Origin of the sequence: Clostridium sp. AF20-7 (assembly GCF_003479275.1) — a bacterium.
Lineage (GTDB): Bacteria > Bacillota > Clostridia > Lachnospirales > Lachnospiraceae > Otoolea > Otoolea fessa.
Window position 1 is genome coordinate 285,122 of sequence record NZ_QUGF01000002.1, and the last position, 19,159, is coordinate 304,280.

The following is a 19,159-nucleotide window of genomic DNA, read 5'->3' on the forward strand; positions in this document are numbered from 1 at the left end:
AGACCTGCTGAACAGTTAGTTTTTATTTTATTTCTGATCCAGGTTGACTGCACGCACGGTCAGGTTAATCGGCTTTACCACCGCTTTCCGGGAAGTTCCCATCGTATCTTTTTTCCGGTAGATCGCCAGATTTTGAACCGTAAAACACGCCGTCTCCTCCGAATAGGTATAGCCGTCAAATGCCGTATAATATTCATCCGAGATCGCCGCCTGCGTCAGCAGAGGTATCTTATTATACGCATCATCGTAAGTATAATCCCCATACCATTTTTCAATGCCCGTGCCAGACCAGTCTGTCGCACTAAAGTGCAGCCACAGGTGGCTGTTTCCACTCCGCAAAAGAGGTGTTACCATTTCTCCTGTTTCGGAAGTCCCAGCAGAATTTTTCACTTCCAGCGCATTGGCAAATTCATCGGTCATCAGTTGCGCCGTGAGCGACAGCGCCTGCTCTGCATCTGCCTGATCCTGCGTCCTCTGGTAAACATTTTTTACCATCATCACGCCGCCTCCAAGCACCGTGCCGATCGTGCCGAGAATCACAATCGCCGCCAGCAGCTCCGTCAGCGTCATACCGTTCTTTGACCGAAGTTTTTTCTGACATACTGAAAAGAGCTTGCAGTGACCCTTGGATGCCGTCTGTTTCTGCTGCCTGCAATGCCTATTTCTGCATCTGCGGCATTCACTTCTCTCCTGTCCCATCTCTGTCTCCTCTATCGGTATCTGTAAAGCAGATCTTGTAAGTTTACCTCTTCCTCTTCTGCATCCAAATCAGCCTGGCTCACATACAGTACGATGGGATACTGTCCCGTCCGGTAATTCGTCTGTATGCCTGTCTGGTAGGCATTTGACGCCAGGCTTTTCTTCATGCCGCCGGTTCCAGATACCTCCAGCTCCAGAACATATCTGCCCGACGCCTGTTCCGCTGTCCGGTTGTTCTCCAGCTGATTGCGGCTGTCATAATAGCCCGCCATCTGCTCTTCGCCCTGATGCAGCATCCTGCCGGACGCCAGAAATGCACTCAGAAACATCGTCATTCCCAGTGCAATCACAAGAACCGATATCAGTACCTCTGTCAGCGTCTCTCCCGCATTGGCACGCAGCTTTCTTCCAGCTGCCCATTCCATTCTACTTATCATCCTGCAGCAGCTCCTTCTCTATTGTTCCGTTCTGCCAGCGGATCGTCGTGATGATGGTCGTCGTCGTGATCGTGTAGGAATCATCGTCATCCGAATCTCCGTCATCGCCCTTTACTTTGACCTCTACTGTGACCATCTCACTCTCGGAGCTATGTGCTGCTTCCAGCTCCAGCCGTTTCTCGCACCGCTCTTCCTTCTTGTCATCCGCCGTTACTGTATCTGAGATAACCGCCTTGATTTTATAATGATCCGTCATCCACAGGCGTACACTGGTCTTTAACGGACCAATCGTGTTCCCGCTCGTTCCGGCTTTCTTCACTGACAGGGTAAAATCTTTGTACGCCATTTCTTCCTCCGATGCATTCTCCCCGTCTGCCAGCTTCCGATACTCATTATTTCTATAAATATCCACGATCAGTGAATCGAGAACCGCGCTATTCCCACTCTCTGCGCTTGACAAACCCGAATCCGTTCCATAGAACTTTTGCCACGTCGCCTCATTATCCGTGTTTTTCCGGCTGCCGACGTAGTAGCAGTAAAAATCATCCTTATCGTCTTCCTCGTCATCCCGGCTGTCATGCACGATCACTTCCTTGATCTTGACTATATTCTCCGTCTTCTGCAGCTCATCCCGCAGAAATGCCGCCGCCGAGTCCACCGCATACCTCTTCTGGTCCTCCCTCGGGAGGTGGCGGTTCTTTCCAGCCGACGCGGAAGCGGACGCCAGAATGATCGACGCGCCCACCCCGCAAAACACAAAAAACAGGAGCGCCGCCATCAAGCTGGCGCCATCCTGATTTTTCATACGCCTGAAAACCTGCCTCCAGATTTCCGGGCGTTTTTCACTGTTCTCTGCTTTTTTCATGCTTTATTCTCCCAGCGCCGCCTCTGCCGCTGTCTCAAGGTCCGAACGCTGCAGGTTCGACACATCCGCATTCGCCAGTCCCGACGGTGCCTGCGTCTCCTCCGGTTCCAGCTCCAGACCTTCCTCCGATTCCGCATCGTAGCGGGTCTCAAAATAGGTCAGCTGGAACGCCACCGCCACTGAGTGGATGCGGATATCCTCTAACTCTTCATTTTCCAGATCTTTATCATCCTGAATGCTCAGATCCTCGATCAGACAGCGGTACGGTCCTTCGACCACCTCATGAAGCATCGAAACAGCGTGATCAAACGAATCCACCGTAAAAGAAATATTCATCGCGCGGCGGATCTCCATTCCGTCCACCTGCGGCTCTGAATACTGGAAAGTAAAATCATACGCATTCGCAAAAATACGGTTCAGCTCCTCCGTCTCCGTCTTGAAATGATTGTAGGCCGGAACCATCGGCGCATTCGATGTCTTGTTTTCCTCGATCTCTTCCTCCATCTGCCGGATCTGCATCGCTTTCATCTGCTCCAGCTGAATCTGGGCATCCAGCTCCGCCGTGTCCGCCGCCTCAATCCGCCTCTGCACCGGCAGGTAAAATCCGGCATAGTAGCCGCCCGCGATCAGGGCAAAGACTACAACCAGCAGCACTATTTTCTGTGTTTTTGTTAATACATATTTCCCTAACGAATTCATTTTTCTTTGCCCTCTTCTGGTTCGTTAAAAAATACAGCCATTGACACTCCCACCTGCTTCAAGGATGCCAGAGCTCTCTCTTCGCCATCTTTCTTCACTGTTTCCTCCAGCGAAGCGGTCACATAGCGCGCATTCGGATCCGCCTGTGCATCACGGACCAGCTGCGAAAAGAGTGTACCATTGGGAATGGTTCCTTCCAATGACATCTGATCCGAGGTGATCGAAACACTCGAAACTGCCGTCAGCGGGAAAATCTGTGATTTCAGGGAATCCAGCATCATCCGGCGGTCCGGAAGCTTACTCTCTTCCTCATTCAGATACCCATTTCCATAATGCGCGTACTCTGCCAGGACCTCACCGTACACCTCGTTGGATTTCTCCAATGTACGAAGCTCCTTCTCTGTCGCCGCATAAACCGCCTCTGCCCGGTCTGCCTCCTGCAGGGGAAGCATTACGCCAAATCTCGAAAATCCGTAGACAAAAACCATAAAAACGGCAAACGCGCCCAGCTCCGCCGCTATTTTCCCTTTTTTAGTCTGCTTCTGATACAGATTGATGCGCCGTTTTTTCGGATACTTCGGACCGCCAATCTGCATATTCGCGATTGATTTTAAATCAGCCACCGCTCTTCCTCCTTATGCAAGTAATACACCGTATGCCTGTGGGCTGTCGATCCACTCGTCTTCCTCATCCAAAGAGACCTCCGGCAGAAGCTCCGCCACACTCCGCACCGGCAGATCCAGCGTTTCTTTCAGCGCATCAATCAATTCCCCGTATCGTGCGCCTCCGCCGCAATAATAGAGGCTGTCGATCGTATTATTCACATTGTTGAAGCTATAAAAGTTCAAAACTCGCATGACCTGGACGGCGCGGGTCCGGTACTGCTCCTCCAGCACAGCCGCCATCTTTTCTTTGTCGGTCTCCTCGCGGTTTTCTTCCTCCACCTCAATTCCCAGTTCCTGCATCTTGTTCTTATCTCCCAAACGGATCTGCTCGATCTCCTCACAGCCCGGCTCCATGGTACGGGTAATATCATAGATCCCCTGGCGAAAGAAATGGATCCGCAATGCTTGGGTTCCCAGATCGAGAATCGCATAGTCTTTCACAGTTTCCGATTTTTCTGCCCCCTCTGCGTTCTCTTTTTCTTCCTTTTTATGAGGTTCTGCATTCAGCTTTGTCTCCAAAGCCTTCTTCTCATCCGCCATTCTCTCTTCTGCATATTCCAGAATCCATTCCAGTCCCAGCACGGCCGGAACCAGACCGACCAATTTCAAGTGTGCCATCTTGGCCAGTTTTTCAAATTGCTGCGACAGCTCTTTCGTACACGCCGCACCAATCAAATCCATTTTTTCCTGATCCGCATAGATCATCGCATAATCAAAGACGTACTTATCCATCTCGTTTCCGATATAATCATGGAACTCATATGGAAGATTCAGCCGGAGCTGTTCCTCCGTCATCAGCGGCAGCTCAAAGCGCCGCACATACGCATCCTCCTGCCGGATGACAAACACGACGTTCCGGCAGCGGATCGCATACTCCTTCAACAAATCCTTTATTAAATCCGCATATTGACGCATATCGTTCCGGTCGATCCCCTCGACCCGCTCGCTGATAAATTCGCGAAGCTCGCCATTTTCCGCATATGCAATCTTGATACGGTAATGTCCAATCTCAATTCCTAAACAATTCTTCATCTCTGCACTCCCTTTAAAAGAGCCCTGTATACCATTGTGTCCATATATCTCCATACAGCAGCATACAAAAACATGCCGCCGCAATCGCCGGTCCAAACGGAATTTTCTCCCTCCGACCGATGACAGAACCTGCAATTCCCAGCACACAGCTGAGAATCAGGAAAAATAATACCTCCCAGGCGGAACGCATATACAGTCCCGTCACAAAAAAAAGTTTTACATCGCCGCCCCCCAAGCTTTCTTTTCCGGTCAGGCGGTCAAACAGCAGGGAAAGTGCCAGCATACTGACAGCCAGTCCGGCACCGGTCAGAACTCCCCGCAGCATCTGTCTTCCCGGTTCCGGTAAGCCCAGCGCCGTGCCGAAAAAGATCAGGATTCCGGCTATCTGAAGCCGGTCCGGTATGATCCACGCATGCAGATCTGTGAGTGTCAGACATAAAAGCACCATCCAGAGCAGAATTCCCCGCAGTGCCAGCACCGAGACATCGTACCGGTACATAATCAGGCAGCATGCAATTCCTGAAACAAGTTCCGTCCAGAATGCCTCCGCCGGGATCTTCGCTCCGCAATAACGGCACCTGCCCCGCAGGCACAGCCGTGAAAAAAGCGGTACCAAATCCAGTACTCCCAGCACATGACCGCAGGCATCACAGTGGGATCTCCCTTTCAAAACGGACGTTCCGTTTAACATCCGCCCTGCCAGACAGTCTGTAAAACTTCCGAGCGCACAGCCCAGAATAAAAGTAATCATCAAAATGTAAATTGTTAAAAATGTGGTTTGATGCAGCATCAATGGAATATCTCCTGTCCGTACCCATGTTCTGTCTGTTTGTAAATCCCCAATATTTTATATCTTCCAAGATATGTAAAACGCTATCTTTATCTTAAAACGCCCAATTTCATTTCTTTTATTTGGCGCCAAATCCCGGCTTTGGACCAAATGGATTCTGGCTGGTTCCCCCAACTTCATTTCCCTCATAGAAAGGAGCGGTCTGAAGCGGAGACGTATTCGCATATGGATTAGCCGCCGGATTTCCGATGTAAACCAGAATATCTGTACACGGTGTCTTGGCTTCCATCGCCGTCTTCCGGTATTCCTGCCCCAGGTCATTTACCTTCTTTGTTCCACTTCCCTGTGCGTACTCAATGTGCGCGTTCTCTCCCTCTGCCTGACAGACAATCTTTCCCTCTTTTACATTGTATCGGTAATAGCGGTATTGCTTCTGCGGCTGGTTCTCGTAGCGTTCCAGGCTTTCCTTGCTTCCATACAGCATTGCCACGGCCGCCGCCTTCGCCGCACGGACATTCGCCTGATTGGCTGCGATGACCGCTTTTTTCCGCTGTGCCGTAAAAATCGGAATACTGATCGCCGCCAGGATCCCTACGATCGCTATCACCACCAGCAGCTCTGCCAGTGTAAAACCGTGTTGGTTCTTTTTCATTTGCTCACCCACTTTTTATCAAAATGACCTGCTGACTTTGTTTTGATTCGTGCGTTGCAGGTCACGCTTATGTATCTGACAATGAATGGATTTTTAAATCCTGAAAAATTTCTGATGTGAACATCACTTCCATTCTAAACGTTACTGTTCACACACGTGTGCCCAGCAACGGGATTTTGCCGATGCTGCGCATTCCAAATCGGCAAAATCTGCTGCCAGAACTGTATCGTACGGAATTTTCAGTTCAGAAAATTCCTACCTGTGAACAGTTACTTCTAAACCTTCATGCGCCTGGCAGTCAGGTGTACCACCACAAATGAAAGCTCTGGCAGGCGCATTTAGCAAAAATGGATGGGAAAAACCCCATCCATTTTCTCCACGTATGTGGTTATTTATGAACACTAATTTTATTGTTTTCCAACATACAGTTTAATAATCGCACCATTGATTGCATCTTTATCAGTAGATGCTGTTCCATTTTTACTCGGCTCAATTGATACACTAAACAAATCGTACTTTTCTTTTCCATCAACATCATCAAGAGTTTTTTCTGTAGTAGCTTTTTTGTTTCCCGTTACTACAGTAGCCTGTCCTGTACTAATGTCATAATCATATTCAATTTTTGAAGCTGAATCTGCACTGTCTGTCAGATACTGAGCAACCGCTGCCGCCTTTGCTGCTCTCATATTCGCCTGATTCGTAGCCTTTCTAGCCTTGCTCAGCTGTGCCGTAAATACCGGAATCGAGATTGCAACCAGGATGCCCACAATTGCAACAACCACCAACAGCTCAGCCAGTGTGAAACCTTTTTTGTTCCCACGAACTTTCTTGATTAAACCTTTCATAAAATCAATCTCCTTGTATAGTATTATATTAATGAACAGAGAATTATCTCTGCGCCATCCAGCCTATGCTGTATCACATTTCACATGTGTGCAGTCAATTACGCTTACATCAGATCGTACATCGTAAAGATAGGCAGATAAATCGACACTACAATGATACCCGCAAAAATCGCAAGCACCACCAGCATCGTCGGTTCCAGCAGTGCCAGAAGCCGCTGAATTCGATAATCCGCCTCGTTGGCGTAATAATCGGCAACATTGTCCAGTGTCTCCTCGAGCTCACCGGTTTCTTCTCCGACGGAACACATATCGACCATCGTCGGCGGGAAATATTTCTTTCCCTGCAGACATTCCACCAGACTGCGTCCCCGCTCGATTCCTTCGCGCATGGAGCGAACATCCTCGCTCAGAAGTGCATTGTCCATGACCTTCGCCGTCGTGTCAACCGCCTGATTGATCGTGATACCCGCTGCCAGAAGCACCGACATTGTATTGGCAAACTGCGCTGCGCCGTTCATCTGGTTGATCGCGCCCACAAGTGGAAGGGATAACATGATCTTTTCTTTCTCAATCCGTCCCTGCGGCGTATTGCCGTAGACCTGCGAACCAATCTTCAAAAACGCCAGCACCGCCAGCATCAGCAGCCACCACTTCGCGAAGAAATGAGAAGTCGCGATCAGCATCCGCGTCATCAGCGGCAGCGTACCGCCCAGATCGGCAAATACATCTGCCAGTGTCGGGATAACCTTCGCCATGACGATAATCAGGACAACCACCGCAACCGCAACGACAAACAAAGGATAGGTCATCGCTCCCTTGATCTTCTCCGTCGTCTTGTAGGACTTTTCGTAAAACTTCTGAAGCCTGTCAAAGGATCGTTCCAGCGTACCAGACTGCTCGCCTGCCCGGATCGTCTCGATAAATGTGAGCGGAAAACGGTCGATATACTTTTCCAGCGCCGACGCAACGGTACTTCCTGCAGCTACTTCCTCTGCCGCAGCCCCCAGGATCTTCCGGATCCGCTTGTCCTCATTCTGATCTGCCAGCATACGCATCGCGTGTGCCACTGTCATGCCCGAATGAAGGGTGAGCGCAAACTGTGAACACAGGATCGCCAGCTTCTTCGTCTTGATCCGCCTGCTTCCGATCTCCATTTCCAGGAGACTGCCCTCATCAGGTCTTTTCTTCTCTTTCTTTTGGCTGATGCTCAAAAGAATCGGATAGTTTTCCCGGATTCTGGAAGCGGCTGCCGCTTCACTCTCAGCCTGGAGCACTCCCCGGACTTCTTTTCCATCCCGTCCCAGCGCTTTATATGAAAAATTTGGCATCTCTCATACCTCCAGCCACAGGATTCAGCTGTACGCCATCCGTATGTACATCGCCATCTGCATCCTTTTTATCATTATTTTAACATCTTTGTTTGTTTTTGTAAATATGCCGTCAATCTTTTGGATATTTTATACGAAACACGCATCTAGATCGGCTTTTTTTTGCTATTTTCTCTATACGTGTTTTGTTTTTGCCAATCTATTTTTGTATATATTTTCACCAACACATCTGACTTTTCTTTCTTTTCCAGACTATTTCAGGTATATAGATCATCAGAGCGGAAATGGTACGTCCCGCCCTGACACTCCCAAAAGAATAGCTCCCGTTTCTTTTTATCTTCTCTCTTATTTCTCGTTTTCCTTATCCAGCATCTCTTCCATCGTATGCCATCCCAGCACCGCGCATTTGACACGCGCCGGCATATGGGAAACATCGACCAGGGCACCGGCTTCCTCGAGTTCTTCGATCTCGTTCTCGCCTGCCTCGCCCTTGATCATCCGCAGGAACAGATCCGCCAGATGGCGTGCTTCCTCTTCGGATTTTCCGATGATCAGATCCAGCATGATATCAGCGGATGCCTGGGAGATTGCGCAGCCGCTTCCCTCAAAAGCACCGTCTACCACCTGTCCATCTTCGACCTTCAGCTGAAGAATGATGTCATCTCCACAGCTCGGATTGACGCCCTCTAATACCAGATTGGCATCCGGCAGCTTTTCTTTATGTAACGGATGCAGATTGTGATCCGTCAGTATTTCATTGTAAAAGGTTCTATTCTCCATATCCCATTTTCCTCCGGATTTCTTTCAGGTTCTGGACAAAACGGTCGATGTCCTCCTCCGTATTGTAGAACGCAAAGCTGGCACGCGCTGTTGCAAATACACCCAGATGTTTTAAAAGCGGCTGGGCGCAATGGTGGCCTGCGCGCACATTGACATTTGCGGCATCCAGAATCGACGCGATATCGTGCGGATGTACGCCGTCCACGGTAAAGCTGATAATTCCGTTGTGCTCTTCCGGCTTATCACTTCCCTGGATATGAACGCCCGGAATCTGCTGCATCGCCGTCATTGCCCGTGTTGTCAGCAGCTCCTCACGCTTCCGCACCTCGTCAAATCCGACGTTCATCAGATAATCGATCGCCGCCTGTAAGCCGACCGCACCGCCGCCATTGACGGTACCGGCTTCGAATTTGTGCGGCAGTTCGGCAAAGACTGCGGATTCCCGGCTGACCGAATCGATCATCTCGCCGCCCGTCAGGAACGGCGGCATCGCATCCAGAAGGGTCTCTTTTCCGTACAGGACGCCGATTCCCATCGGTGCCATCAGCTTGTGACCGGAAAATACAAGGAAATCTGCATCCAGTGCCTGCACATCCACCGGAATATGCGGGGCGCTCTGTGCCGCATCGATGACGATGACACCGCCTTTTTCATGCACCAGTTTCGTCAGCTTCTCTACCGGATTTCTGCGGCCAAGGACATTGGAAATCTGCGGCATCGCTGCGATCTTTGTCTTTTCTGTCACCAGGGCTTCCATATCCTCATCCCGGTAGGAACCATCCGGCTGACATTCCAGATAAACGAGCTTCGCGCCTGTCTGTCTGGATACCATCTGCCACGGCAGGATATTGCTGTGGTGGTTATCAATGCTGATTAAGATCTCATCGCCTGCTTTCAGACTGGTTAAACCATAACTGTACGCGATCAAATTCAGGCTCTCGGTGCTGTTGCGTGTAAACACGACCTCGCTCGTCTTTCCAGCATTGATAAATTCCCGCACGCGCTCTCTTGCCGCTTCATATGCCTCCGTCGCCTCGATTCCCAGCTCATAGAGCCCGCGGAGCGGATTGGCATTTTTCTTTGTATAGAAATCTTCCACTGCCTTTAATACCGCCTCCGGGCGCTGTGCCGTTGCCGCATTGTCCAGATATGCGATATCCGAACCCGCAAGCAGGGGAAAATCTTTCTTGTAATCTGTCATGTTCTGTTCCTTCTTATATATTTGTTTGTATACTTGCTGCAAAAACAAACCGCAGCCAACTTACAGTTTTTTCATTTTATTATCGCTTCTGGTTCATGAACTCCTGAACCTGCTTCTGTACTGCCTCGTCAGCTACCAGCTCATTCAGCGCGTCGATTCTCGCCCGCGCTACCATGCGCTCAGCTTCCTCTCTCGACAGTCCGCGGGAGCACAGATAAAACAGCGTTGCATCGTCCAGATCGCCCATCGAAGCGCCGTGATTTCCTTCGACATCTTCTTCCGCACACAGAATCAGCGGAATCGTCTGGTTTACGATGTCATCGCCGAGCAGCAGCACATCCTCGCGCTCAGTTCCCTTTGCCCCGGCGCATCCCGGCACGAAATCGATCGTTCCGCGGAACAGCTTGGAGGAATCGTCCTGCAAAACGCCGGAAACTTCCATCATGCTCTCTGTCTTTTTACCGCGGTGGCGTACTGTATAGTTCATATCCAGTTTCTGGTTTACACTGGTGTAATAGCCGATCTTCGCGTCAAATGCGCTCTTTTTTCCTTCCAGCTCGGTCAGGCAGCCCGCGTAGACCTTGCCTGCGCCCAGCTCCAGTTTCAAAAGCTCAAATGTGGCATTTTCCCCGCAGGACGCACCGATATCACTCAGGCAGGTATATCTGTCGCCGAGAAGCTGCACTTCCTGAAGCTGTACCTTTGCATTCTTTTCCGCATGGACCTTTACCTGAAACGAGGATGTTCCCTGTGCGTCCTCCCCGGAGCGGAATACGATCAGCACCTTTAAGCGGCTGTTTTCCTTTGCATCCAGAAAGAGGCGGTTCTGGTAACTGCCGTTTTTATAATCGACGCAGAGAACCGTCCATTCTGTATTTTCATTCTGCAGCACAGCTGCCGCTTCCGCTGTCAGTCGGTAGATACTTCCCGCACCGGCATTTTCTTCTGCAACAACCGTTCCATTTACAGTGTCCGTTCTATTTGCGCCAGCCGTTCCGCATTCCTCCGCCATCGCATCGTACTCGCGTCCCATGCCGGTCTGGATTTCATTCCACTCTTTTCCGGAAATTTCTTTTTCCCAGGTCACACCTGCTGCCAGGCGCTCCGGTTTTATCAAAACACTTTCCTCCGGCCACTCAATCTGTATCTGGCTTTCGTTCATTCCCAGCCGGTTCCAGGTTCGGGTCGGAAGAATGTTTACTATCATTTCTTTCTGTCCCATTGTTTCCTCCTGTCGTTACCATTCATGCACTTGCATGCCCCGCAGCAGAATCTGTTATTTCAAAATCCCCGCTGCAAACAGTAACCATCTATTATCCGATACTGCCTTTCATCTCAAGCTGAATCAGGTTATTCATCTCAACCGCGTACTCAAGCGGCAGCTCCTTCGATACATCATCCGCAAATCCGCTGACGATCATTGCGCGCGCGTCCTCCTCGCTGATGCCGCGTGACATCAGATAGAAAACAGCCTCGTCGCTGATCCGTCCAATCTTTGCCTCATGGCCGACGTTCGCATCGCGGGTCCGGATATCCATCGCCGGGACCGTATCGGAACGTGAAATATCATCCAGCATCAGGGACTGGCAGGAAACCGATGCCTTAGAACCGGATGCCTGTTTTCCAATCTGCACGCTGCTTCGGAACGTACTGATACCTCCGTCCTTGGAAATAGATTTCGTATTAATATAGGAAGAAGTCCGTTTGCCCGTGTGGACTACCTTCGCACCGGTATCGAGGTTCTGACCTTCTCCGGCAAAAGTAATGCCGGTAAATTCCATCTTTGAATCGTCACCCTTTAAAATACTCATCGGGTACAGATACGATACATGGGAACCAAAGGAACCCGATACCCACTCGATCGTGCCACCCTCTTCCACAATCGCGCGCTTGGTGTTCAAATTGTACATATTTTTCGACCAGTTCTCGATCGTCGAATAGCGGAGTTTCGCATTTTTGCCGACGTACAGCTCAACACAGCCCGCATGCAGGTTTGCTACGTTATATTTCGGCGCAGAACAGCCCTCGATGAAATGCAGATATGCCCCCTCATCAACGATGATCAGAGTATGTTCAAACTGTCCGGCTCCCGGTGCATTGAGTCGAAAATAGGACTGAAGCGGGATCGTAACCGACACGCCCTTTGGCACGTACACAAAAGATCCGCCGGACCAGACCGCCCCGTGCAGCGCTGCAAACTTATGTTCCTGCGGTTTGACCAGATGCATAAAATGCGTCCGGATCATTTCCGCATATTCGCCGTGCATCGCACTCTCCAGATCGGTGTAGACAACGCCCTGCGCCGCTACCTCTGCGCGCACGTTATGATATACTAACTCCGAGTCATACTGGGCGCCCACGCCTGCCAGCGATTTCTGCTCCGCCTGCGGGATTCCCAGACGTTCAAAGGTATCTTTGATGTCCTTCGGAACCTCTGACCATTTGGCACTCATCTTGGATTTCGGACGGACATAGGTTACGATGTTGTCCATGTCCAGATCCTCGATATCCGGTCCCCAGTTCGGAACCTGCAGGGAATTGTAAATCTGTAAGGACTGCAGACGGAACTGCTGCATCCATGCCGGGTCATTTTTCTCCTTAGAAATCTTCTCAACGATCTCCGGGGTCAGACCCGCTTTTACTTTATATGCGTCATTTTCTTTGTTTTTTATATCGTAGACGCTGCGATCAATGTCATCTACATACGTTTTTTCTTTCATGTTTGATGCCTCCATATTACCCGTGCTGATTCGTTATTACTGTCGCGTTATCCTGCAGCACCTTCGATTCCAAAAATGCCTGCCTGCGAACAGTAACGATTAGTTCCGGGCGTCTGCCACACCCGCCTCACGGATAAAGGATTCGTAGCCTTCCTGGTTGATCTTATCAACTAGGGAGCCGTCACCGGTTGCCACGATCTTTCCATCTACCATGATGTGCGTATAGTCAACATGCAGTGCATCGAGAATCCGGGTGCTGTGCGTGATAATAAGAAGCGCGCCGTTCTGGTTCTTCTGGTACTCTTCCACACCCTTAGAAACCAGACGGACTGCATCAACATCCAGACCAGAGTCTGTCTCATCGAGGATTGCCAGGCTCGGATTTAAGAGCATCAGCTGTAAAATCTCAGATTTTTTCTTCTCACCACCAGAAAAGCCCACGTTTAAGCTTCTCTGTGCATACGATTCATCCATCTGGAGAATGTCCATCACCTTTTTGAGCTGTTTATGAAATTCCCAGATCTTTAAGTTCTTGCCAGTCTGCTGGCGCATCGCGCTCCGCAGGAAACTTTCCAGCGAAAGTCCCGGTACCTCCAGCGGCTCCTGGAAGGACAGGAACATACCGGCTTTGGAACGCTTGTCCGTGGACTCATGTGTGATATCCTCACCCTTAAATAAGATCTGACCTCCCGTGATCTGATATCGCGGGTTTCCCATCAGGACGTTTCCGAGCGTCGATTTGCCCGCGCCGTTCGGTCCCATCAGGACATGTACCTCTCCTGCGCCGACGCTCAAATCAACGCCGTGCAGGATCTCTTTTTCTTCTATATTTGCTTTTATCCGATTTACTTCTAACACTTTTTCTGCCATAAAGCACTCCATTTCCGGGACCGGCTGAGACATTCATGCTCGGTCTGTCTGATCTGTGACAGCCGCCTCGTCACGAAAGCGGTTATCCTTCTTAGCAAACGTCCATCTCTCTGGTTCCTTTTTTCTATAATGAATCTGGCTGTTCAGACGGTCAGATTACCCTATGGCTATTATAGGTATTTATTTCCGGATTGTAAACCCTCATTTTTCACAAAACAAGAAAGATTCTTATTATATTATTGAGACTTTTTCTCGTTTATTATTGAGTCAGCATCATCCACCCCCAATACACAACCCCTAATCCCCACGAACTCAGAATCCCATACAGGATCACCGGACCCGCGATTGTAAATATTTTGCATCCGACACCAAACACCTGTCCTTCCGCCTTGTATTCCAGCGCCGGGGATGCAACTGAATTGGCGAATCCGGTGATCGGAACCAGCACACCAGCTCCAAAAACACGAGCCAGCCTCTGGAATACATTTGCCCCTGTCAGGATAACGCTGAGCAGAATCAGTCCCAGCATCGTCCAGAGCGCCGCCGTTTTCTCCTCCATGCCTGTCTGAACCAGACAATTTGTGCTGATCTGCGCCGCCAGGCAGATCAGCCCGCCGGAAATACCCGCCATCAACACATTTTTCCATGTACTGTGGACGGGCGTAACCGATTTGACATATGCTTCATATTGATCTTTTCTGGCTTCCATGGTTTCTCCTCTCTTCTACTGTCTTCCAATTCCATGTAAGAAATAATACAGCGAACCCGCACATTTCCCCGCTGCAATCGCGAGAATCAGATATGGCAGCCCCACTGCCAGACGCAGGCGGCGGCTCAGCACCGGCAGGGCTTTCAATGTCTCTGCCAGCGACATGACGAGGCAGCCCACAAAAATACCACAGGAAAGTCCCGCAGCCGCTAGAAGCAGCTGTCCGGAGACATTTCCAAGCATCACCAGAAATCCAGCACCAGCTCCCGTTCTGCCACCGCCTTCTGCTGCCTTCTGCCACAACTCTGCCTCCGTCATTGCCGCTGGCCACGCTATTCTCAGAAAACTCCCGGTCAGCTGTTTCACCTTCTCTGTAAATAAATCCACCACATTTCCAAACAATCCTCCCAGCGCGATAATCGTCTCATACAAGAAGATTTTCCCCTTCGACGCCGTCGCCGTCTTTCCAATCAGGCGCGGATAAACGCCGATGACCACCAGAAAGGCGTAGACTCCCGCTGCCACCGTGCTTCCCGCCGCCAGCCCCGCCAGCAAAAGCAGCGCTTCTTTAAGAAACATCGATGTCATCCTCCTTCCGCTCCTCGTTCTGAATCAGCGTTTTATTGACATTTTCCTCATACAGGCGCATTTCTACCTCCAGCGGCGTCGGATCGAGACTGAATTTCCACGAAGTAAAATGATTAAAAAACAGCAAAATCCCCACCGGAAGCCCGATCGAATAACCGATCTCCAGCGCCGTTGTTCCGTCCGACGCCTGCCCCGTCGTGATCTCATATATTTTCCTGAATACATCCAGCACGTTTGCATCGTTGTTGAATGTCATGATCGCAAATGCCGCCCCGAAAAAGCAAATCAGGCAGACGAACAGCGTCTTGCACCACTGCCAGACAAGCGCCTGACGGTGCGGCGGCTGATAATGAATGACATAATCCGTCTCCCCCAGATTCTGCACCGATGTCCCCGGAATTTCCCGTTCAATCTGCTGGATAATCTCCATGACGTTTCCAACCAGACGGCTTTCGCGCTGTTTCCCGCCGCCGCGGATCCTCTTCACGATCATCGCACGGCAGCGGCTTTCCACGCTTTTTTCACTGCAATAAACTTCTCCCAGGCTTGCAAGCGGTACATTTTTCTCATGTACCTGCGTGATCTGGCTGAGTTTCAGATAGACCGTCTGTGTCATAATGCTGCCTTCTCCGTCTGTGCCTCCGGTCTCAAAAATGCCTCCGCGCTGTCCCCGGAATGCTGTACGAAGGTTCCGTCAATGTAGACGCTGTCCCGCCCCACTGCCATCAGACAGAGACAGAGCGCTGCCACAATCAGAATCATGCATCCGACCCAGATACAGATTCCCATCTTTTTTTTCATTGTCACTTTCACATTTCCCGTCATTTTTTTCCATCCTTCCTGTGTATTCTGGAAACTCCAAAAGTTCCTGTATCCAGTAGTATGGCTGTCTTTCAATGGAGTATGCACATTCATATATTCTGAATTATGAGCCTGTCTTTTTTCTCATGTTTCTTCCAGCTTTGCGCGCATCTGCCCTAATATTTTCCGCTCGATCCGCGACACCTGTACTTGTGAAATGCCGAGCTGCGCCGCGATCTGAGTCTGTGTCTGATCATAAAAATAGTGCCGCACAATGATCTCCCGCTGCCGTCCATTGAGCATTTTCAGTAAATCTCCCAAAAGCATCCGGTCAAGCAGAACCTCATTTTCCGCTGTCTCCCCAGCAATCCGGTCCTGAAGCAGAAGGCCAGTTTCTTCCCCGGCGCTGGCTGGTGCAGAGAGCGATTCAACCGGACTGTCCGCCGCCATCGATGCGGCAGCTTCCTCACAGCTCACTCCAATCTGCGCCGCCAGCTCTTCCAGCGTCGGCTCCCGCCCAAGCGCCGTGCAGAGCGCTTCCCGCGCTGCCCGGAGCCGCTGGTTTTGCTCTTTGATGGAACGGCTGACCTTGATGATACCGTCATCCCGGAGAAAACGTTTGATCTCCCCCGCAATCATCGGCACCGCATACGTCGAAAAACGCACCTCATATGATAGGTCAAACTTATCAATCGCCTTCAACAGCCCGATACTTCCGATCTGAAATAAGTCCTCCGTCTCACACCCCCGCCCCGCAAAGCGGCGGACGATGCTCCATACAAGCCCCAGATTGTCTTTTACCAGCGCCTCCCGCGCCGTCTTATCGCCCTGGTGTGCCCGTTTGATCTGCTCGATGGTTTTATCCATAGAACTCCGCCGTTTCTTTTTCTTCCTGTTCTTTATTCATATATTCCCTTCCAATTCGCTTTTTCATCGTCACACACGTTCCGCAGCCCACCTTGGACTCCACCTCGACCTCATCCATAAACGCTTCCATAAACGAAAAGCCCATCCCTGAGCGCTCGCCGGTCGTGTCTGTCGTATACATCGGCTCCATCGCCTTTTCCACATCCAGGATTCCTTTTCCCTCATCCCGGACCGAAATTATCAGTTCTTCTCCCTCAATCCGCGCTTCTATGTAAATAATTCCGATTTCATCGCTATACCCATGAATCACCGCATTTGTCACCGCCTCCGAGACCGCCGTTTTCACATCCTCCAGCTCTTCCATCGTCGGATTCATCCGGCTCATAAAGACTGCCGCTGTGACACGGGCAAACTCCTCGTTCGATGAATGGCTGTCTATCTCCAGGTGCATCCACGTGCCATTCTTCTCTGCTTGTCTCTGTTCATTCTGTTCAAATTTTCTGTATTCTTCTGAATTTTTTATTTTTTTAAGTTTTCCTTTCACTTCCGTTTCTGATACAGATATATCATCCGCATACATATTCATCTCTCCTTTAATGTCTCCCATCCAGTGCCTCCTCTCTCGTCCGGTACGACTGCACCAGACGATACACGCCGCCGATCCGCAAAATCCGGCGCATCCGCTCGCCTGCCCCGTACACCGCCACCGTGCCGCTGCTGCCCTCCATCTGCTTATACCGGTTGAGAATCACACCGATCCCGGAACTATCCATAAATTCCGTCTCCGAAAAATCAAAAATAATCCGGTTAATATAATTTTCCGCCAGAAGCAGGTCTGTTTCATATTTGAGTGTCAGGCAGTTATGGTGATCTACCTCCTTCGGAAGATGAATCACCAGCGCCGAATCGATCGCTTCGTATGTAAACATATTTCGTTCCATATCAGGATTCCCCCTTTTTCGATTTTTTATGCAGCCTTTTCCTATATACCTAAAAAGAATGTGCTTTGGCATATTCTCGCACCGAACGCGGTCGCTTGCGACATGTTTCTGCTTCGCGCGAGTGTGCATCCTCGCGGAGCGTTTTTTGTTTCATAGGACGCAATTTCCTATGAAACAAAAAAGCACCGTAAAGTTTTTATCTTTACAGTGCTTTTCTTCTTAATTATCTGCCGTATTATATTTGTACTTACTGCGCCGCTTGCGTCTCCGCTCCGCTGCCTGCTGCCGTTTCATCCGCCGCAGTCTCTCCCTGACTGATGATGGACTGACCTGGAACTGTAGCCTGCTGGTTATCCGGCGCAAGCTCGGCGAGCTGCTGTCTTGCCTTGTCCGCCTGCTCGGAATCCGCATACTGGGTCACAATCTGCGTAAACATTTCGACCGCCTTGTCTGTCTCGCCCTGTGCCCGGTAAATCATACCCATGCTGAAGATAACCTTCGGGTTTGCCGGACGGATCGCCAGACAGGTCTGGTAATCTGCCAATGCTTCCGCCATACGGCCTGCCGACCACATCGTGTATGCCAGATCCTCCAGCGTCTGGTAGCCATTTGTCTCGATGTCCTGCTTTACCCCGTTGGCAATGGAAACGACCGTCTCGTCCGTAAATAACGACGGATCAAAACCCTCATAATAGGTAACCGCCTCTGCCAGGTTATTGTTGCGGTATGCCTGCAGCATTTTGACGAGCTTCGCATACTGGTTCAGAACGCTGTCATTGCTGTTGAGCATCGTATCCAGCTTGTTCTCCGCCTCTTCTTTGTCCTTTTTCGAGGTCTCAATGCTCTCATTTAAACTGTCAATCTCTTCATTTTTCTGATTGAGCTGCTCATTGTACTGGAGCATTTCCTGCGTATGTGCATTATTTGCCTGCTTAATCTTGGCTGGCATCACCAGGAAAAAGATAACTGCCGCGCCCAAAAGCAGTCCCGCGCCGATATTGAGCACCGACTGCAGTCCCGTATTCTCCTTGTACGTCGGCGGCATAATGACATCATCATCCTGCATCTGGCGGTGGGAAAAAGCGTTTTTCAGCTTTCTCCGCTCGATATCCGCCTTGCCGGTATGTTCCTTAACAATCTCCATATACCAGTTCGCCTTGGGATTGTTTTTATCAATCTTGAGTACCTTATACAGGGATTTGCCCGCTTTCGTATAATCCTCATGACTAATATGCAAAAGAGCCAACAGAAGATGTGCTTTTACAAATCTTGGATTAGCTTCTACGACTCTTGTAAGCTGTAAGGTCGCCAGATCGTCGCTTCCGGTCTGCGCCTGCAGAAGCGCCTGATTATATTTCTGAATCGTCGCGCTCGCCTGATCCAGACGATCCTGTTTGCGCTGAATCTGGTCTAAATAATAATCAGCCCGGTTATCCTGCTCCTTAAAGTTCATGCTGATAACCCACTGCACCAGCGCCTCCGACACCTCACCCATCTCATAATAGATAAGTCCGAGAAGATTTCTGGCATCAATATGATACTTGTTCAGGTTCAGGCATTTTTTCAGATACTCGACCGCCCCTGTTAAATCCCGTCTCTTTGCCCGTTCCAGCCCGGCATTGTAAAAGCTGTTGGAAATCAGGCGAATTTTTCTTGTTCGATCCATCATG

23 protein-coding genes are annotated in these 19,159 nt (G+C 50.2%); all 23 read right to left on the minus strand.

Annotated features, from left to right (window positions below; translation table 11 throughout):
- Positions 1 to 27: 27 nt before the first annotated feature.
- Positions 28 to 699 carry a type II secretion system protein gene (locus DWX68_RS02950; RefSeq protein ID WP_118628570.1) on the minus strand — a complete coding sequence of 224 codons (672 nt, stop codon included), beginning with the start codon at positions 697 to 699 and terminating at the stop codon, positions 28 to 30.
- Positions 700 to 710: 11 nt separating this feature from the next.
- Positions 711 to 1,136 (minus strand): hypothetical protein, encoded by a 426-nt coding sequence (locus tag DWX68_RS02955; RefSeq protein ID WP_147354937.1) that lies wholly within the window; start codon positions 1,134 to 1,136, stop codon positions 711 to 713.
- Positions 1,126 to 2,001, minus strand: coding sequence for a hypothetical protein (locus tag DWX68_RS02960; RefSeq protein WP_118628572.1), 876 nt, complete (start codon positions 1,999 to 2,001; stop codon positions 1,126 to 1,128). Before DWX68_RS02960 ends, DWX68_RS02955 begins: the two co-directional genes overlap by 11 nt.
- Before the next feature lie 3 nt (positions 2,002 to 2,004).
- On the minus strand, positions 2,005 to 2,700 hold the full coding sequence (locus tag DWX68_RS02965; protein ID WP_118628573.1) for a hypothetical protein: 696 nt from the start codon (positions 2,698 to 2,700) through the stop codon (positions 2,005 to 2,007).
- Positions 2,697 to 3,323, minus strand: coding sequence for a hypothetical protein (locus tag DWX68_RS02970; protein WP_107000045.1), 627 nt, complete (start codon positions 3,321 to 3,323; stop codon positions 2,697 to 2,699). Before DWX68_RS02970 ends, DWX68_RS02965 begins: the two co-directional genes overlap by 4 nt.
- Before the next feature lie 12 nt (positions 3,324 to 3,335).
- The gene (locus tag DWX68_RS02975; protein ID WP_182426172.1) at positions 3,336 to 4,397 is read right to left on the minus strand and encodes a pilus assembly protein PilM; all 1,062 of its coding nucleotides are present in this window, start codon (positions 4,395 to 4,397) and stop codon (positions 3,336 to 3,338) included.
- A gap of 13 nt (positions 4,398 to 4,410) precedes the next feature.
- Positions 4,411 to 5,187, minus strand: coding sequence for an A24 family peptidase (locus DWX68_RS02980; protein ID WP_107000047.1), 777 nt, complete (start codon positions 5,185 to 5,187; stop codon positions 4,411 to 4,413).
- 118 nt (positions 5,188 to 5,305) lie between these two features.
- Positions 5,306 to 5,839, minus strand: coding sequence for a type II secretion system protein (locus DWX68_RS02985; protein WP_107000048.1), 534 nt, complete (start codon positions 5,837 to 5,839; stop codon positions 5,306 to 5,308).
- A 407-nt stretch (positions 5,840 to 6,246) separates the two neighbouring features.
- Positions 6,247 to 6,684 carry a prepilin-type N-terminal cleavage/methylation domain-containing protein gene (locus DWX68_RS02990; protein WP_107000049.1) on the minus strand — a complete coding sequence of 146 codons (438 nt, stop codon included), beginning with the start codon at positions 6,682 to 6,684 and terminating at the stop codon, positions 6,247 to 6,249.
- Positions 6,685 to 6,788: 104 nt separating this feature from the next.
- On the minus strand, positions 6,789 to 8,012 hold the full coding sequence (locus tag DWX68_RS02995) for a type II secretion system F family protein (RefSeq protein ID WP_118628574.1): 1,224 nt from the start codon (positions 8,010 to 8,012) through the stop codon (positions 6,789 to 6,791).
- Between the two features lie 345 nt (positions 8,013 to 8,357).
- Positions 8,358 to 8,792 (minus strand): Fe-S cluster assembly sulfur transfer protein SufU, encoded by a 435-nt coding sequence (gene sufU / locus DWX68_RS03000; RefSeq protein ID WP_107000051.1) that lies wholly within the window; start codon positions 8,790 to 8,792, stop codon positions 8,358 to 8,360.
- Positions 8,782 to 9,993, minus strand: a complete 1,212-nt coding sequence (locus DWX68_RS03005; RefSeq protein ID WP_107000052.1) for a SufS family cysteine desulfurase — start codon at positions 9,991 to 9,993, stop codon at positions 8,782 to 8,784. The genes sufU and DWX68_RS03005 overlap by 11 nt, the downstream gene beginning before the upstream one ends.
- A 79-nt stretch (positions 9,994 to 10,072) precedes the next feature.
- On the minus strand, positions 10,073 to 11,215 hold the full coding sequence (locus tag DWX68_RS03010) for a SufD family Fe-S cluster assembly protein (protein WP_118490618.1): 1,143 nt from the start codon (positions 11,213 to 11,215) through the stop codon (positions 10,073 to 10,075).
- A 91-nt stretch (positions 11,216 to 11,306) separates the two neighbouring features.
- Positions 11,307 to 12,713: a Fe-S cluster assembly protein SufB gene (gene sufB, locus DWX68_RS03015; RefSeq protein ID WP_118628575.1), complete on the minus strand. Its 1,407-nt coding sequence runs from the start codon at positions 12,711 to 12,713 to the stop codon at positions 11,307 to 11,309.
- A gap of 99 nt (positions 12,714 to 12,812) precedes the next feature.
- Positions 12,813 to 13,583: a Fe-S cluster assembly ATPase SufC gene (gene sufC, locus DWX68_RS03020; RefSeq protein ID WP_118628608.1), complete on the minus strand. Its 771-nt coding sequence runs from the start codon at positions 13,581 to 13,583 to the stop codon at positions 12,813 to 12,815.
- A gap of 259 nt (positions 13,584 to 13,842) precedes the next feature.
- Positions 13,843 to 14,292, minus strand: a complete 450-nt coding sequence (locus DWX68_RS03025) for a SpoVA/SpoVAEb family sporulation membrane protein (protein ID WP_107000055.1) — start codon at positions 14,290 to 14,292, stop codon at positions 13,843 to 13,845.
- A gap of 15 nt (positions 14,293 to 14,307) precedes the next feature.
- Entirely contained in the window at positions 14,308 to 14,871 is a 564-nt protein-coding gene (locus tag DWX68_RS03030) for a stage V sporulation protein AB (RefSeq protein ID WP_118468783.1), read from the minus strand.
- Positions 14,861 to 15,496 (minus strand): stage V sporulation protein AA, encoded by a 636-nt coding sequence (locus tag DWX68_RS03035; protein ID WP_118628576.1) that lies wholly within the window; start codon positions 15,494 to 15,496, stop codon positions 14,861 to 14,863. The genes DWX68_RS03030 and DWX68_RS03035 overlap by 11 nt, the downstream gene beginning before the upstream one ends.
- Positions 15,493 to 15,681, minus strand: a complete 189-nt coding sequence (locus DWX68_RS03040; protein ID WP_147353615.1) for a hypothetical protein — start codon at positions 15,679 to 15,681, stop codon at positions 15,493 to 15,495. The genes DWX68_RS03035 and DWX68_RS03040 overlap by 4 nt, the downstream gene beginning before the upstream one ends.
- 144 nt (positions 15,682 to 15,825) lie before the next feature.
- Entirely contained in the window at positions 15,826 to 16,548 is a 723-nt protein-coding gene (locus tag DWX68_RS03045; RefSeq protein WP_118468787.1) for a SigB/SigF/SigG family RNA polymerase sigma factor, read from the minus strand.
- Positions 16,541 to 16,999: an anti-sigma F factor gene (gene spoIIAB / locus DWX68_RS03050; protein WP_118637498.1), complete on the minus strand. Its 459-nt coding sequence runs from the start codon at positions 16,997 to 16,999 to the stop codon at positions 16,541 to 16,543. The genes DWX68_RS03045 and spoIIAB overlap by 8 nt, the downstream gene beginning before the upstream one ends.
- A gap of 142 nt (positions 17,000 to 17,141) precedes the next feature.
- Complete coding sequence (locus DWX68_RS03055) at positions 17,142 to 17,489, minus strand: anti-sigma factor antagonist (RefSeq protein WP_118628577.1); 348 nt, start codon at positions 17,487 to 17,489, stop codon at positions 17,142 to 17,144.
- Between the two features lie 247 nt (positions 17,490 to 17,736).
- Complete coding sequence (locus DWX68_RS03060; protein ID WP_243027505.1) at positions 17,737 to 19,158, minus strand: tetratricopeptide repeat protein; 1,422 nt, start codon at positions 19,156 to 19,158, stop codon at positions 17,737 to 17,739.
- Between the last annotated feature and the right edge of the window lies 1 nt (position 19,159).